The sequence below is a fragment of the Bradyrhizobium sp. Pa8 genome, from assembly GCF_052588265.1.
The window spans coordinates 1,825,404-1,841,916 of record NZ_CP176767.1; the positions used below are offsets into that span (position 1 = coordinate 1,825,404).

General features: G+C 57.9%; 11 protein-coding genes and 1 pseudogene. 6 read left to right on the forward strand and 6 right to left on the reverse strand.

Annotated features, from left to right (window positions below; translation table 11 throughout):
• Positions 1 to 18 precede the first annotated feature (18 nt).
• From ACKWRH_RS08275 to ACKWRH_RS08290, 4 genes are all read right to left on the reverse strand, one after another.
• Positions 19 to 1,158: an amino acid ABC transporter permease gene (locus ACKWRH_RS08275; RefSeq protein WP_445220093.1), complete on the reverse strand. Its 1,140-nt coding sequence runs from the start codon at positions 1,156 to 1,158 to the stop codon at positions 19 to 21.
• 2 nt (positions 1,159 to 1,160) lie between these two features.
• Positions 1,161 to 2,360, reverse strand: a complete 1,200-nt coding sequence (locus ACKWRH_RS08280) for an amino acid ABC transporter permease (protein ID WP_445220094.1) — start codon at positions 2,358 to 2,360, stop codon at positions 1,161 to 1,163.
• Positions 2,361 to 2,468: 108 nt separating this feature from the next.
• Positions 2,469 to 3,566 (reverse strand): amino acid ABC transporter substrate-binding protein, encoded by a 1,098-nt coding sequence (locus ACKWRH_RS08285; protein WP_445220095.1) that lies wholly within the window; start codon positions 3,564 to 3,566, stop codon positions 2,469 to 2,471.
• Positions 3,567 to 3,665: 99 nt separating this feature from the next.
• On the reverse strand, positions 3,666 to 5,108 hold the full coding sequence (locus ACKWRH_RS08290) for a M20 family metallopeptidase (protein ID WP_445220096.1): 1,443 nt from the start codon (positions 5,106 to 5,108) through the stop codon (positions 3,666 to 3,668).
• A 71-nt stretch (positions 5,109 to 5,179) separates the two neighbouring features.
• Here ACKWRH_RS08290 and ACKWRH_RS08295 point away from each other — a divergent pair, with 71 nt between their 5' ends.
• Together ACKWRH_RS08295 and ACKWRH_RS08300 are read left to right on the forward strand one after the other, a co-directional pair.
• Positions 5,180 to 5,449, forward strand: coding sequence for a hypothetical protein (locus ACKWRH_RS08295; RefSeq protein ID WP_445220097.1), 270 nt, complete (start codon positions 5,180 to 5,182; stop codon positions 5,447 to 5,449).
• Positions 5,450 to 5,476: 27 nt separating this feature from the next.
• Complete coding sequence (locus ACKWRH_RS08300) at positions 5,477 to 5,977, forward strand: Lrp/AsnC family transcriptional regulator (RefSeq protein WP_445220098.1); 501 nt, start codon at positions 5,477 to 5,479, stop codon at positions 5,975 to 5,977.
• Positions 5,978 to 5,990: 13 nt separating this feature from the next.
• Here ACKWRH_RS08300 and ACKWRH_RS08305 read toward each other — a convergent pair.
• Positions 5,991 to 6,811: pseudogene (locus tag ACKWRH_RS08305) on the reverse strand ((Fe-S)-binding protein); the annotation flags it as partial.
• Between ACKWRH_RS08305 and ACKWRH_RS08310 the strand changes: the two are divergent.
• The 4 genes from ACKWRH_RS08310 to ACKWRH_RS08325 all read left to right on the forward strand — a co-directional run bounded on the left by ACKWRH_RS08310 (position 6,770) and on the right by ACKWRH_RS08325 (position 13,347).
• A complete protein-coding gene (locus tag ACKWRH_RS08310; protein WP_445220099.1) occupies positions 6,770 to 7,522 on the forward strand; it encodes an MFS transporter in 753 nt (250 codons plus the stop codon). The pseudogene ACKWRH_RS08305 and the gene ACKWRH_RS08310 sit on opposite strands and share 42 nt — an antisense overlap.
• A gap of 2,496 nt (positions 7,523 to 10,018) precedes the next feature.
• Complete coding sequence (locus ACKWRH_RS08315) at positions 10,019 to 11,407, forward strand: methyl-accepting chemotaxis protein (RefSeq protein ID WP_445220100.1); 1,389 nt, start codon at positions 10,019 to 10,021, stop codon at positions 11,405 to 11,407.
• Between the two features lie 92 nt (positions 11,408 to 11,499).
• On the forward strand, positions 11,500 to 11,718 hold the full coding sequence (locus ACKWRH_RS08320; RefSeq protein ID WP_445220101.1) for a hypothetical protein: 219 nt from the start codon (positions 11,500 to 11,502) through the stop codon (positions 11,716 to 11,718).
• Positions 11,719 to 12,000: 282 nt separating this feature from the next.
• Positions 12,001 to 13,347 carry an IS5 family transposase gene (locus tag ACKWRH_RS08325; RefSeq protein WP_445220102.1) on the forward strand — a complete coding sequence of 449 codons (1,347 nt, stop codon included), beginning with the start codon at positions 12,001 to 12,003 and terminating at the stop codon, positions 13,345 to 13,347.
• A 698-nt stretch (positions 13,348 to 14,045) separates the two neighbouring features.
• Here ACKWRH_RS08325 and ACKWRH_RS08330 read toward each other — a convergent pair.
• Positions 14,046 to 14,486, reverse strand: coding sequence for a VirK family protein (locus ACKWRH_RS08330; RefSeq protein WP_445220103.1), 441 nt, complete (start codon positions 14,484 to 14,486; stop codon positions 14,046 to 14,048).
• Between the last annotated feature and the right edge of the window lie 2,027 nt (positions 14,487 to 16,513).

Below are 16,513 nucleotides of genomic sequence, written 5' to 3' on the forward strand. Positions count from 1 at the left end.
CCCCCGGATGATCAACGACTAGCGGATTCTATTCACGTTCAGGCCGATTTCCAGCCATTGGCTGTATCTCGACATCGCGAAGCAGAAGACAAAATAGATCAGGCCGGCAAAAATGTAGATTTCCACTCCAAACCCTTGCCAGGCTGGCTCGGCGACGGAGATCTGCGCCGAGTGCAGAAGGTCGTACAGGCCGATGATCAGGACCAGAGAGGTGTCCTTGAAGAAGCCGATAAAGTTGTTCACGAGCGGCGGAATGACGGTTCGCAAAGCCTGTGGAAGGACGATCCGTCTTGATGTCTGCCAATAGGAAAGGCCGAGCGCGTGTGCGGCCTCGTACTGTCCTTTTGGGAGCGCCTGCAATCCGCCGCGCACCACTTCCGCGAGATACGCGGCGAAGAACAGGATGATGGCGATCTGGGCGCGAAGAAGTTTATCGAGATTGACGCCCTCGGGCATCAACAGCGGAAATAATACGCTTGCCATGAACAGGAGGGTGATCAGGGGAACGCCGCGAATGACCTCGACATAGGCCACGCAGAGCCATTTGATGAACGGGAGGTCGGAGCGTCGGCCGAGCGCTACGAAGACCGACAACGGAAACGCGATCGCGACCCCGATAGTCGCAATGATGAGAGTGAGCGCTAGGCCGCCCCAGTTTACCTGAGACACGAATGTGAGCCCGAAAACGCCGCCCCACATGAGTAGTCCAATCAGGCAGAGCGTAGTCACCCACAGCGCTGCGAGTTCGATCCGCCAGAACCGTTTCATCGCAGACGCGACGAACAATCCAACGAAGAGGGCGATAACGATCGCGGGTCGCCATTGCTGCTCGAAGGGATATGTGCCGAACAGGATGAATCGGTATCTCTCTCCGACGACCGCCCAGCAAGCCCCACTTCCTGGCGCTCTACAGCTATCGGTTATGGGACCCTGTGGACCGGCTGGAACGCTCCAGACGGCGTTCACAAATGCCCATTGGAACAGCGAGATTCCGGTCTTCGCCATGATCGCCAGCAGTATCAATGTCGTGAGCGAGGAAAGCCAGGATTCGAAGAAGTTCTCCCGCACCCAGGTGAAGAATCCGCCGCCGATCAATTCAGGCCGTTCCCGCGCTTCGATCAGCGTCGGATTGACGATGTGTTCAACGGAGGCGACCATACTCAGCGCTCCACCAGTGCCACGCGGGCGTTGTAGACGTTCATCAAGAAACTGATCGAGAGGCTGATCGTCAGATAGACGGCCATGATGATGCCGACGAGCTCGATGGACTGACCTGTCTGGTTCATCGAGGTCGTCGCGACGGACACAATGTCCTGGTAGCCGATCGCAACGGCGAGGGAAGAGCCTTTGGTCACATTTAGATATTGGCTCGTCAGTGGAGGCACAATGACACGCAAGGCTTGCGGAAATACGATCCACGTCAAAATTGTCTTCGGATGGAGGCCGAGCGCGCGAGCCGCTTCGTGCTGCCCCCGACCGACGGATTCCAGGCCCGATCGGACGATTTCGGCAATGAATGCGGCGTTGTAAACGACGAGACCCACGAGAAGCGAGAAGAATTCGGGGGACACAGTGACGCCGCCGCGAATGTTGAAGCCCTTCGGCTGAGGCATGTCGATGTTTATCGATGCGCCTAGCGCGAATCCGACGACAAGCGGGATGAGGACCAGAAAGGTGGCGACGACTGGCCAAATCGGCCTTGCGCGTCCGTCCTCCAGTTGCTTGCGCGAGGCTCTCTTCGCGTACAATGTGGTGGCAACGATACCGAGGACAAAGGCGAGCAGTGTCCAACTATGCGCGGTTTGCCAATCGACGACAGGAAAGTTCAATCCACGATTCGACAGAAAAACGCCGGCGATGGGATTTAGAGCTTGTCGCACCGGCGGCAGCTTCTGAAGGATGGCGTACCAAAGGAAGAGCTGCAGCAGGAGTGGGACGTCCCGGAATAGATCGACGTAAATGGAAGCGAGCTTGGCGAGCAGCCAGTTCTTCGAAATACGCGCGACGCCGATTGCGCTGCCAAGAAGGGTCGCAAGAATGATGCTCCAGAACGCAACCCATAGCGTATTCAGCGTCCCGACGAGAAGCGCGCGGAAATAGCTGTCTGCTGGAGTGTAAGCGATCAAGTGCTCCGCAATAGGCAGGCCCGCTTCGCGAGTAAGGAAGCCGAAACCCGAAGAAATGTTGCGCGCTGAGAGGTTGTGGTGGAGATTGCCGGCGAACCAGAAGATGCCTCCGAGCAAGACAAGGGCTGTGAGCGCTTGCCATACGAACCGACGAACGCCGACGTTCGAAACGAGCGCACCCAATGTTGTCGCCCGACGATTGTGCGTTTGTGTGCCGTCGTTGAGTGCCGTCATTTTCGCTCTTGCCACGAACTTCGAGAAGTGGGTGGGGGAGGCGTCTCCGTGGAGACGTCGAGAGGCTGCCGGAAGGCGTCCCTCTCGTCGTCGCTCACGAGCCATCTATCAACGCATCGGAGGAGCGTATTGAATGCCACCATCCTTCACGAGGCGATTCACGCCACGCTGAATGCCTAAGACGGCAATGGTGCGGTCCCACAATTCTGCGGTATTGCCGACTGTCTTAACCACATTGACGGCCCATTGCGCATCCAGCCCGAGCGCCGCGCCGAGATCGCCGGTCTCGCCCATGAAGCGCTGAATTTGCGGATCGCGCGTCTTCCGGAAGGTGTCGATATTGGCTTTGGTGATGCCGTACTCCTCGGCCGTCAGCATGGCGATGTAGGTCCAGCGTACGGTGTCGAAGAAACGTTGGTCGCCTTTGCGAACGAAGGTTCCAAGCGGTTCCTTTGAAATGATGTCGGGAAGAAGAATGTATTCGTCGCCGGCAGGTCCCATCGAAAGCTTTAGAGAGCCGAGTTGCGAGGCATCGTTGGTATAGGCGTCGCATCGATTGCTCGCCAAAGCATCGCGGATCTGCTCAATTTTCTCGATCACGACCGGCTTAAGTCCAAGGTTGTGCGCGCGGAAGAAGTCGACCATGTTGGCCTCGCCGGTCGAGCCTTGGTTCACGCAAACGGTGGCGCCGTCGAGCTCCAGCGCGCTCTTTACGCCCAGGCTCTTCTTCACCATGAAGCCTTGGCCGTCATAGAAATAGACCGAGGCGACGTCGAGACCCAGGCTGGCTTCGCGCGTGAGCGTCCACGTGGTGAAGCGCGCCACCATGTCGACTTCGCCGGATTGGAGTGCAGGAAAGCGCGTCAAGCTGGTGAGGGAGGTGAAGCGAATCTTCTCCGGATCGCCAAAAATCGCGGCCGCGACGGAACGGCAGATGTCCGCATCCAGTCCTTGCATCACGCCTTTGCTATCCGGGAAGCTGAAGCCCGGTCGATCGCCTGCCACTCCGCAGACGAAATATCCGCGGACCTTAATGGCTCTGAGGGTGTCGGCCTTGTCTGAAGGAGAAGCGCTCTGACTGCTTTGGGCCCGGGCGTCAAACGCGGCGATTGTCACTGCTGCGGCCAGGGCCGCAGCGCCCAGCGCGACCGCCAGTCTGGAATGTGGCCGGCCTGAGCGAGCGTGAGCGTAACCTAAAGTCACCATGATGGATCCTTCCTGTTGAATTCGTTGTGTTCTTGTCTTGGGCAACGACTGAAGGCATCGCCGTTTCTTCCACGAGAGCTGGACGAGGAGCGGCTGGCGTCAGGCAGCCTCTGACCCGACCGGTTGCCCGTTTCGGATTGCGGCCTCTCCGAGATCCCAGAACAGGCCGGTCATGATCTGCATTCCTTCCTCGGCCACGCTGACGAGCATGTGCTCGTCCGGTGCGTGTTGGGAGCAGGAAGGGTAGGAGTGAGGAATCCAGAGGGTCGGCATGCCTATGATCTCGGCAAAGACCTCGTTCGGCAGCGATCCACCAAAGTTGGGCAACAGGGATGCCTCCCGCCCAAGCGTCGTTTCCATCGACGAGAGGGCGAATCGAACCCAGCCGTTGTCGAGGTTGGTCCGGGTTGCAAGGTAGAAGTCTTCTTTGATTTCCTCGATCTTCACGTCGGAAAACTCTCGCGCATCCAAATGGGCGCGCAGCGCGGGAAGAACCTTCTCCGGATCGACGCCAACGACATAGCGTAGCTGACAGGTTGCGTTAGCGGTCCCCGGCACGGCGTTGACGGGCGCGTCAGGACGGCCGCAGATAAAGGCCAGGACTTCGAAATTGCACCAGCCATAGACCTGTTCCGCGCCCGCCAACCCCGGCTCACCCCAGTTGTTATCGATCTCCGGGTCATCGGGGCCTGTTTCGGGGACAATCTTCTTCAGAGCCGCGTGAACCTCGGGCGGCATGCGGTCCGGAGTCCATTCCGGGATCGCGATGCGGCCGGCCGGATCGGTAATGGTGGCGATTGCATGGGCGAGCCTAATGCCGGGATTGACGAGCAGGCCACCCCAGTTTCCGGAGTGATATGCTCCTTCGCGGATCTCGCAGGTGAGCCGAAAGCCGATGCTGCCGCGACCGCCGAGAAACAGGGTTGGAGCACCTGCCGCCAAGCGGGGGCCGTCGGAAGCAATGAGACAGTCCGACCTGAGCAGATCGCGATGCTTTCGCGCGAGTTCGGCCAGCCCGAGCGAACCGGTCTCTTCGCCCATCTCGATGAGCACCTTGGTGTTGAACCCAAGCTGGCCACGTCTTTCCAGCACGATGCGCAAGGCGGCCAGGTTGATTGAATGCTGTCCCTTGTTATCCGCGGTGCCCCGGCCGTAGATGCGGCCACCGGCTTCATGCAGTTTCCAGGGATCGCGGCCATCCTTCCAATCGCCGCTCATGCCCCACAGAACGTCGCCGTGGCCGTAGATCAGGATGGTAGGGCGGCTTGGATCTTCGATTCGCTCGGCGAACATCGCGGGCAGCCGCTGCTCGACCGGGTTCTCGAGGAGTTGGCACGAAAAGCCTATCCGCTCTAGAAGCGGTCGCATCTCCGTGTTCAGGTAGCGAAGGTGATCGTCGCGGCTGTCCTCTCGAGGGCTTTCGCTGCGGATGGCAATGCGAGACGCCATCTCGGCCGTGAATCCACCATCGAGGACGTAGCTTCGCGCGGCGGCGATCGCATCTTTCCTCATGAGCAAACTCAGGCGGGCAGCGTCAGACATCAAAGCTCCGGAAAGTACAAATTGCCAACTGCGCGATCGCTCTTCTTGCGAAGCGGTGCGGTGCCTTAAGAATGGGCAAATTCGCCAATGATCAATATTGCGGCGTGGCCGAGTTGTGCGCTCGGATTCAAGCTGCCGAATGCAATCTTCCCTCGTTTTCTCGGCACCAGCCGAACGAATTGTGGTGGATCACTCGAAATAGCCCTGAGCGACATTTCGAGAGAGCGCCAGAAGCCGCGCGTCGCTCTGATCGGCCGAAGGGAAGCGGCGAGGGGGCCGACATGCGTGGGAGTTTCGCCGAAAAGATATTGCGCAAAAACTCAAAAAAGCTTTTAGCTTGAGCGGCTTACTGGATGATGGAGGCGTTGATGCCGAAGAAGCTCGGGGTGCACGACCTCGATCAATATGATCTAGCGATCCTCGAAATTCTTCAGCGTGACAACACGACGCCCCAACGCACTGTTGGAGACATGGTCAACCTCTCCGCTGCGGCTGTCCAACGCCGGATCAGTAGGCTTCAGAAGGGCGGCGTCATTGAAAGCAACGTCGCCATCCTTGATCCAGAAACTGTTGGACTACCGATCACGCTCCTCGTGGAAGTCCACATCGAAAACGAGCGTCTTGATCTGCTCGAGGCTGCTAAGAAGGCATTCATTGCAACGCCGGAAGTCCAACAATGCTACTACATTACTGGCGACACCGACTTTTTGTTGGTGATCACCATTGCTTCGATGCGAGATTACGAAGAGCTTACGAAGCGGTTGTTTTTCGAAAATCACAACGTTAAGCATTTCAAGACGATGGTGGTCATGGACCGCGTGAAGGTGTCGATGGGCCTGAAGTTGCCCACTGAGAAGACGACAAAGTAGGTTTCCGCTTCGATCAATCGTACAGCGCCATTGCGAGCACGCGCGCGACGTGAACGGCTTCCCGGGCGGTCCCGTCCGAGATCTGATGACGACAACTCGTGCCGTCCGCGACGATGAGATCCTCAGGATCTGCGTGGCGGATGGCGGGAGAAAGGGACAATTCGCCCATGGCCTTCGAGATGTCGATCGTGGCCGCTGCGTAACCGAATGCTCCAGACATGCCGCAACAACTGGACTCGATGGGCTTGACGTCGAGTCCCGGGACGGCTCGCAACGTCTTCTCCACCGCTCCCACCGCGTCGAACGCCTTCTGATGACAATGACCATGCAAATGTACGGTCCGCCTCTGCTGGTCACGGAAACGCAGGGTGGTCGCACCTGTGGCGAGGTCGTCGGCCAGCAATTCCTCGATCAGCCTTGCCGCCTTGGTCAATGGTGCAACTTCCTCCTTCGGCAGGAGCGCGGCAAACTCGTCGCGGAACGTCATCAGACATGAGGGTTCGAGCCCGACGATCCCCGCTCCCCTGGATACGAATGGCGCAAGTGCTGCTACCGTTCGCCTCGCTTCGACGCGGGCTTCCTCCACCAGTCCTGCCGCCAGGAAAGTGCGCCCGCAGCATAGCGGCCGATTGCTGTCCTGTGCGGTGACCTTGTGAAGCCGGTAGCCCCCGGCTTCTCGCGCTCGAAGTAGCGATTGAACGTGTCGCCAAACAGCACGACGTCGCGACCATCTCCCACGACATCGGTCGGATGGGCATTGGGGCGTATATCGCGCCAGGGAGCGCGCCAGACATGCAGCGTACGTCGCGCCGAAAAGCCCAGACAGCCGCGGCCGCAACCGCCTTCGCTACTGGACCGTATAGCTTCTACCTCATTCGCTTTCTGCTCGGAGTGTTCGAAGCGGAGTTCTTCCCCGGTGTGATCTGGTACATCTCGATTTGGTTTCCTGCCAGATATCGTACCAGCGTCCTCGCCATGTTCATGGCCGCGACGCCGCTGTCGTCACTTGTGGGTAGCCCCATATCCGCGGCGCTCCCGGGGATGGACGGTCTGTGGGGCCTCGGCGGCTGGCAGTGGAGGTTCCTGATCGAAGGGCTTCCGGCCTGCGTGCTTGGCATCTTCTGCCTCATAGTTCTCGCCGACACGCCGGACAAGGCGACCTGGCTCACGCCCCAGGAGCGTGAAGCGCTCGTCAATGAACTCGCCAACGAAAAATACGAGAAGCCCAAGAAAGATCTCTGGGCAGCGATGAAGGATATCCGCGTACTGATGCTGACGGCTATCACCTTCGCCTTCACGATCGGCTCGTACGGAATCGACATTTGGCTACCACTCATCCTGAAGAACTACGGCCTGACGAATATCGGGCGCTGCATATGCGTTCTAGGCGCGATGCCGATGGTCTTGATTGCCGGGCCAAAAGGGGGCATGAAAAGCTGCCAAGCCGGTCTTCAGGTCGTCGATGTTGTACGTGCGTTCAAGCCGCTGACCAAAATGTCGCGCCAAATCGTCAGTACTGCGACCATTCCTACGGTGAACCGGTAGTCTGTACATGACGAACGAAGCACGATCGATTCCTGCCGCAGAGATGCCGTCGGCACAACGCGAGAACCGCGGAAGGGCAAATTCTTCGTTTCTCGGCAACCGAAGCGATGCACTTGGTGATGGCGTTTCGTTCGGGCCAACCCTTCATGTTTGAGTCGTCTTTTCTGCCGGAGTGTCATCGAACGCAGCAAAGAATGTGCTGATGAGAAAATTCGAGATGATCAAAAATTCGAGATGATCAATACGAGTTCGACGATTCTGACGTCATGCGCGATGAAGCGCTAGTCCCATTTGAGATAGTGATGAAGATTGTTCGGATACTGTCTTTCCACCATACTGCCTACGCAGGACCTCAATTGTCTCACTTCGCAGAGCAACTGCGGATAGAGCCAGCGTTCTTTAACGGCCTTACCCGGCGAGCCTCCGTATCATCTTGGCGTCGCTCAGATATGCCAGAGCAGACGGTCTATGTGACGAAATCCGTCGAAAGAGAGCGCGCAAGCGCGGCATTCAAGCGTCAACACGGCAGCCGCCGCATTAATTGATCTCGCGATATCGCTACTGTGCGTGCCTCGCGAGCCGACAGCGCCGCTTCGAACATTCGCTCGTTAGGCAGTCATACTACTTTTCCTTGCACGTCAAAATATCCGAACATTTCGCCTCTCGATAGGGTTGGCAGCCAAAGTCTCTCATGATGATCGACTCCATATCTATAAAGAACGTCCGATCGTTCGCCGATGAGACGCTCTATTTAAACGCTTACACTTCCTTCGTAGGTCCAATGGGTGAGGTAAGTCAGCTTCTCATGCCTCGGCCGAAGCGATCCGTAGATCGCGCTGATGACCGCCTTCCCCCTGCGCTGAACAGCTTTACGCTGGGACGTTACTTACCGTTCGAAGTCAACAGAGAAATGGGTCCTCAGGAGTGCACCGATGCTCGATGACAATTTGGCTCGACTTCGTGCACACCGCAACAACGTACACCGCTGTCGACGACTGCTACGCAGAATGCTGTCAAACGTAGACCGCAATTTAATCGAGAGACGCCTCGCGGAGGAGCAGGCCGCTGTCCACTCTCTTGCTGCCAAAACCTTCCCGCTCGCATTTGCGTTCCCGAAAGATCCGACCGACTCTGGGAGTCCTCAAGGCAGCCAAGGTTGAGATCGAGCGTAGTTATGGCCCCCACGTTGAAGTCAGACCGCTTTGGTCAATGAGGCCATCGGTCAAGAAAACGGGTCTGTACGCAATTGGAGTGGCCGGACGCAGTTCCGGCTTCCTTCACCTCGAACGTGAGCTGTCATCAGTCGTCACCATTGGCACAGCATCGAGCGTTGGGAGAGTGAGTTCAGGGAGTCCGCTTCACATCACGTTGGACAGGCCGATCCTACCTTGATCTCAACACGACGCGTCAAATTGATGGGAAGGATTGAGCAGCGACAGAGTGAAGTGCGGCTTCAAGCGACACGTCGGGTGAAGCTATGCCATACCACTTGCCCGTTTGAGGTCTGGCGTTCAAGCCTGCTCGAAGGGCGCCGAGGCGAAGCCGCAACGGGGCTTGAGCAATAGTGCGTGGACAGGATCTTGCTTGAGGGAAGCCCCAGGCGGCGGCACGGCCATGCTCGGTCAAATAGCGCGGCCGCTTTTTGCCAGTTCGAGCCAGCGTCTCGAAAGGCGAACTAATACATTCCCCAACGCTCAGCCGAGCGGAGTGAGTTCGTCTGATCCGCCCGTGTTACCCGCGAACTGACTGCTCGGCTTCAAGGGAATCGCGCGTGAACAGACCAATGCCGGTTAATCGACTGATCGGAGTCCATGTAATTGACCTGCGGTGAGGGTTCCTCCGACAGTACAGTGGCGCAACTTTGTGTTTTTGCTCACGGTGTTCTCCAACGATAGCGTGCCGCGGCGCTAGTGTCGCAGGCGCAACACGCGATTCGGTCAAATCGCGATTCAGATCATCAAGCGAAGTGCTTCTGCATGCAGCCCGCGGGACCTGACATCAGGCCTGCCAAGCAATTTAAGAGGCGCTCGCCACGGACTGCTTCTGCGATCGATGGGCTGATATGTGTCAGCCTGCGCTCCGCAAGCGCGTCGAGGGGGCTTATTAGCGCAATCACTCGTGATGCCGGAGTTGCCGGCGGAGGGCGCAGATGATGGCGCGATGTTCGTGAAATGTGATCGCAATCCTTACTCCGACTTATACCTGCGTATAAGTGAGTATACTCGCGTATACGCGCGCGCTACTCGCAAAGGATGCTTCCTGCTTACCGTTGATGTTCGCCTGCGTCACCGCCCGCGCGCCAGATAGGATTTGTCTAGATTGATCAACGCATTGATTGCGGACAGCGCGGTGTTGGTATTTAGCCGCACGTCTTTTTGCTTACCTTCCAAACGCATGCGTCACCATCCCCGACGGGGCGACTGCCACTGAAAGAGAGTTTTAATCGAGAGTCTATACCACCTTTGCGTTGGGTTTCATCCGCAGTTGGGGGCTTCGATGTGGCGCAATCTAATATCAAGTCTCGCGTTGGCGTTGTCGATCCCGGCAGCAACCGTGGCTGCCAATGCGGACGCGTTGTCGATTCACTTCTGGGGTGCGCTGCTTGTCGGTGGACTAATGTTGGCACTTTCTTTCGCGACATCGACGCGGAAGAAAACCTTAGAGCCGACTTTTGATGATCTGATGGCTATCAATGCATTTGAGTCGATCAAGGATGGTATTGCAGTTTTCGACTCCGACAGGTGCGTCCTGAGCAACGATGCCGCAGCTCACATACTTGGGTTTTCCAATAGACAAGAAATGCGAGGGCTGGCACTTGCCTCGCTTTCGGTTGATCCGCAACCTAACGGCAAAAGTGTTGCGCAAATGTTCGCAGAGACCAATAAGGTCGTGATGCAATCAGGCCATGCCGCCATCGAGTGGTGGCTTCGCCGCAAGGATCAGACTCCCATTCCGGTCAGAGCAAGCCTTGTGGTTTCTAAGTTCGAAGGCCGTCCGATAGTCGTGTGTGGTTGGCAGGACATAACTGACCTGGTGCGTATGCGCGAGGAGCGATTGAGCTTAGCGAAGAACTTTGAAAACGACGTCTCGCGGGTTGTCGATGTTGTGGCGAGCTCCATGCGGCATATGAAAGCAGTCTCATTGGCAATTACGACTTCCACAGATGATGTCTGTCTTCGCGCTGAAGGCATGACCGGAATAGTGAAAAAGACGGACGAAAATTCGGCCGCCGTCTCGTCAGCTGCCCAAACATTCTCTGCATCAATCTCGGAAATCAGTAGGCAAGTGTCGACCGCGGCGAGCATTTCGCAAGCCGCACGAAATAAGACGGTGCACGCTGAAGCAACACTAAACGAGCTCGTTGCGTCGGTTACGAAGATCAGCAGTGTCGTCCAACTCATCGAGGGAATAGCATCACAAACCAATCTACTGGCGCTCAACGCGACGATTGAGGCGGCGAGAGCGGGCGAAGCGGGCAGAGGCTTTGCAGTAGTGGCTAGCGAAGTGAAGAACCTCGCTACTCAGGCAGCAAAGGCAACGAGTGAGGTTGACGCTCAGATTCTTGCTATTCAGGAAAGGACGGGGCTGGCCGCTGCGGCGATGGCTGATGCCGCTGAGATAATAGACAAGATGCGCGAGATCTCGAACAGCATATCGGCGGCGATAGAAGAGCAATCGATTGTTACGAATAACATTTCAAAAAGTATCACACACATCAGTTCTGATATGAGTGAGGCATCCCGAGATATTGACCGACTGAACGACGCATCGCGCGCCTCTGGCTCGTCAGCTGGTCAGGTCGTCGACAAGGTCCAAGAGTTGAGCGACAATATCGGTTCGTTGCAGGGGCAAGTCAGCAACTTTCTGATCAGGATGCGAGCGTAGTGCCGTCGCGCGAGCCAAGCGTTGAGTGCGGGCGCTCATCGCTTCTGCCGGCGCCGCGCTTGCGAAGGACTCTATCGCCGTAATCTTGTCGCATGCGTACGACCATCGTCGATCGCATCCGGAAGATCGCGCAGAGCCAGCGCGGCAATACCAACCCCATGGGAGTGGCTTCCGGATCACTGGAGATCATTCTCGCCGTTTCCAGGCGACTTTCGTTTGTTAGCGCCGACGACCTGATTAAGCAGGCGGGTGTCGCGTGGCAGGGAGTAGAGCCCGTGACCCAAAGTTCTCGTGTCGGTCAGGTCTATTAAAAATGCTTGCCGCGTGGTATCCGGCCTCTGTCGGATCTGTGAGGGCGCCGAACACAATGGCGCGAAGCAGTTTGATGCCATTGCGAGTTGAAGCTTGGCCTCACCTCACAATCTAGTCGCCCGTGAACAAGGCTTTAAGCGATTGAGAAAGAGTCTGTTTTCGGGGTTTGGAGGCGTTTAAGCTTGCAGGGATTTGGGGCTTGAGGCGTCCAAACCTTGCAAATTGGTTTTTGGATTTCCTTTTGCGACGGGCCATGATTCTGTTGCGCATCGGAGGGGACGATGCGGCCGAAGAAGCACAAGACGACGGGATCGAATGACCTGTTCCGGGCGCGACTGGACCAGATCATCAACATGAAGCACGAGCTGGTTCTGCTCGCCGGCAAGATCGATTGGGATTGGATCGACGGCGAGATCGCTCCGCTTTACAGCGAGAACGGCCGGCCCGGGATCGAGACCCGCTTCATGATCGGGCTCTTGCTGCTCAAGCACATTTACGGGCTGTCCGATGAGGGGGTGTGCGAGCGCTGGGTCCACGATCCGTATTTCCAGTTCTTCACCGGCGAAGAGTTCTTCCAGCACAGCTTCCCGCACGAGCGCTCGGACCTCAGCCGTTGGCGCAAGCGGCTCGGCGACAAGCTGGAGCTGCTGCTGGCCGAGAGCCTGCGGGTGGCGCACGCGGCCGGCGCGTTACGCGGCCAGGACCTCAAACGGGTCACGGTCGACACCACGGTGCAGCCGAAGGCCATCACCTTTCCGACCGATGCCAAGCTCTTGCATGCGGCCATCAGGGGGCTCAACCGCCTGGCGAGACAGCACGGCGTCAGGCTGCGGCAATCCTATTCTCGCGTGGCCAAGGCAGCCGCGATGATGGCGGGTCGCTACGCTCATGCCAAACAATTCGGGCGGCATCAGCGGCAGTTGCGTATCCTGCGCAGCCGGCTGGGCCGGATCATCCGCGACATCCGTCGCAAGATCGAGGACCAACCAACACTGGAAGAGGCGTTCGCACTCCCCCTTGGTCGAGCCAGCCAGATCCGCTCACAGCAGCAGCGCCAGCGCGGCTGGAAGCTCTATTCCTTTCATGCCCCGGAGGTGGAGTGCATCGGCAAGGGCAAGGCCGCCGCGCCCTATGAATTCGGTGTGAAGGCCTCCATCGTCACGAACAACCGCCGAGCCCCCGGTGGCCTGTTCGTGCTGCACGCCAGCGCGATGCCTGACAACCCCTACGACGGTCACACCTTGCGAGGCGTCATCGACCGCACCGAGACACTCACCGGCTGTCCGATCGAGCGGGCCTATGTCGACAAGGGGTACCGCGGCCACGACGCTCAAAATCCACGTCGCGTCTTCATCTCCGGCCAGAAGCGCGGCGTCTTCGGCGTCATCAAGCGCGAGCTGCGCCGCCGTTCCGCCATCGAGCCCATCATCGGACACATGAAGACCGAAGGTCATCTCAGCCGCTGCTACCTCAAAGGCCGCGCCGGCGACGCCGCCAACGTCATCCTCTCAGCCGTCGGCCACAACTTGCGCCGCATCCTCGCCTGGCTCAGAGAATTATTGCGCCTGTTCCTGGGATTGCTATGGCGAACGCTCACTTGCCAGGCCCAGCTCAATCCGGCTTGTTAACGGACGACAATCTATGGAGAGCCTCTGCGACAGCGGTGACGGTTTATGACGCGTTACGAAGCACATCCATTGGAGAGTCGCAGCTCGAAATTCAATACGCCAAGGTAACCTCTCGGCGTCCGGGCGTCACTTGCCATAAGTGTGCTGATCGGTGGCCAGGTTGAATTCTCTATCAAGAGGCCTCACGACGCTCTTTGCGGCGGTAAGACAATCTGCGGAAATCTTCATGAGAGCCAAGGCGTCGACCGGCAGGTCAGCCGACATCTATCATGTTCGGCATCGGGACTAACGTCGAGCATTACCCGGCGATCGACGTTCTGTATCCCACGACCAGCTTGAAGAATATGGGGACGGGATCGGGCGTGATGCGGTGATCACCGAGTGATCGCAGATTTACATCGACGTTCCATCGTTCTGGCGGTGTGGCTCAAGCCATCATTCTCAACAACTCGTCGCGATAATTCAAATAACACGCCACAAACTTCTCGACGCACAACGTCACCTCAATGAAATGCTGTTTCAGAACCTAAAGCAAATTTGTCGTTTGGCGAACGCACTACAGTACAGAAGGACGGCCAGAAACCAACCGGCCGTCGTACGATCGCGGCAACGGTGTCATGGCGTTGATACATGTCCAATCCGCTTTTGAGATCGGAGGTAGCAAAACCGCACCGCCGTCGTGCGAGTCTTCTTCAAATTTACCAGACGAACTTCGCGCCGTCCGGCAGTTCGCAGACGAAATCACCCTGGTTCACGACTTCGGTCGCCCCGGGCGCCAGCCTTGAGGCCCGCACCGTGAGCTTGCCTTCGCGGCTCAGGCTGTGGCGAATGTATTCCGTAACCGGGTGTCCCGAGCTGTCAACGGTTTGATGCGCATTGGCGAAGCTGATGCCGTGCTGAGGGCTCACCCTGAAGGCGTTGATAACCAACCCGCCCTGCACGGCCGGCCCGGGCTTGTCGCCATCAATTGTGGTACAGCGGCTGAGGTCGAGTATGAGCTTTACATTCTTGCCGGCCTGCAGGGCGCCGAGCACCTCGGCGTATTTCGGCGAGGGCTCATCGGCCTTGACGAACGTGCTCGCACTTGCAGCCAAAAGCAGGGACAACAGGAACGACAGTTGGCTGCCACTGAACTGCATATGCTCTTCTCCTTTAAAGGAATCACGCGCCGACAAGAAGCAATTTGCCTGATGTCGTAATTCGCAAGCAGCTTACGAAGACATCAGGCAAGATCGCTTTTGGACAACAACATGTGCCGCAACCGCACGCAATTGGTTGCGAGTGATAACCTTACGTCACAACCTCGTATGTGAGGTTTTCCGAAGTGGTGTCAGGATCGTATCAGTTTCGCAAGGACGAGCCGCAATAGCGCGTCGGTTAGCAGGGGGAGATGCCACCCCTCGGCATCGCCGGACAGGTGCGGAACTACGAGCGCATCAATCGGCCAAAAGCATAATCACCGGGGATCGGCAACGAGCGTTGTCGTCGACCAGAGTATGGGGCTGCCTGATCATGCGCCTCAACACGTCCATCGCGTCGCCACCATCATGCGGTCGCCGAGGAGGTCGGCGGAGAAGAACTGGCTCGACGTCGCGAGTGCAGTGGACCGAGGATGCCCGCTTCTGGTTCTACATAGGACACGAAGGCGTCCTGCGTTAACAGGTCGTGGGATTGGGATCCTGATCAACCTCTTCCGGATGCACAATGAAAATCCGGCAAGGGCACAAGCGGTAGCAGTCAGAATAATGAAATGAAGCTGCGGCCGACACAGGATGCACAACAATCCGCGCCCGCAAGCTAGATGCAACGGTTCGTCTCGGTTGTGCATCGGCCAGCGCCGCGAGCCGCTAGCCGTGCCGTGATCCGCTGACCGCAAGTTTGATCACAATAACTCCTCTGTTGGCGGCTCGAAGGACCAGGCGCTCCCCGAGGCCAGGATAACCCTCGCTGGTACGACGCCCAGTTCTTGCACGGTGGCATTCTTCGGCTTGGGTTGAAATAAATGCCGGCATCGGAGTAGCAACGACCGATGCCGTATTGTCGCGTCGTCGCCGCAAACTGGCGTGCGGCCTGTAAGCTCCCAAGTAGGATCTTGATCTTCTCATCCTCGGAGCAGCGTCGCGCCGGCCGGCGTGCACCACTTCAAGCTGTTGGACTTGGGCAGTCCGCTCATCACGTTCCATAGGGAAAACGCTCAAGACCGTGCCTCACTCGGCAAGGTGACCGACGCCGAACATCGCTTCCAATTCAGCCGCGCCGTCCGAGTGGTGCTTTCTGATCGGTGGGAGGAACTCGGATAAGCACTTGTCGATGCGTTCAGCGGCGAGCATGGCCGCAAACGGACGCCGCCGCCGGAGGTCGCGTGTTGTGCAACTCCCCACCAAGTCTAGGGGCTCGCGAGGTTGTGTGAAGAGCCTATATACCCGATTGCGATTTTAGCCGAAAGCTGGTGCGCACCGCAATTCGGACGATCGCCATGCAAGGGTTGGAACAGTTGCGCCGCTTTGAGCGCGCCAGGTGAAGAGGCGATCGAAGGAAAGCGCGATGGACTGCGTGCAAGGACTCTTCATTGGAATGGTTATCACGGGCGGCATACTCATATTCGCTGCGCTCGCGCTGTGAATGCTCGGCTGGCGAAATAGCAACGCCGCCTGCTTGAAATGATCGCAGGCGGCGTTACGCAGGCCTCGGGAGGGGCGTGGAAAATGCTGAGCCACCCGCACAGGGGAATTGGATAAGAAACCCAGCACGTGGCAAAAGCTCCATCTAACTTTATCCATTCACTCCCCCGGTACGGAGATGCTGATCTTCGTACGCGCATAAGTTTTGCGGGCGTACACTCAAAATGTGCCACTGGGGTCTCGATGCTGCGGCCGCCCGGCTTCACATCGCCTCCTGCCGATCGGGCGCTGAGAGTAGAGCGGGGCGGCACCGACGTCCGGATCGGGGGATGCGGCGCCGAGTCCGCCCCTACATCACCTGAGAGGGATAGGTGACGCGCCTTTGAGTATAGCAAACGAGCCGACGCTGCAGCTACTGCAACTATCTCATGTCAGGACGGCTCCCATGAGGCTTGAATCGTACGCAGGGTGAAGTTGTAGGCTGTGAGCCCTTGTGTGTTCTGTCTGAGTAGAGATGAAGGTTGTGCCCAGATGACGGCAACGAT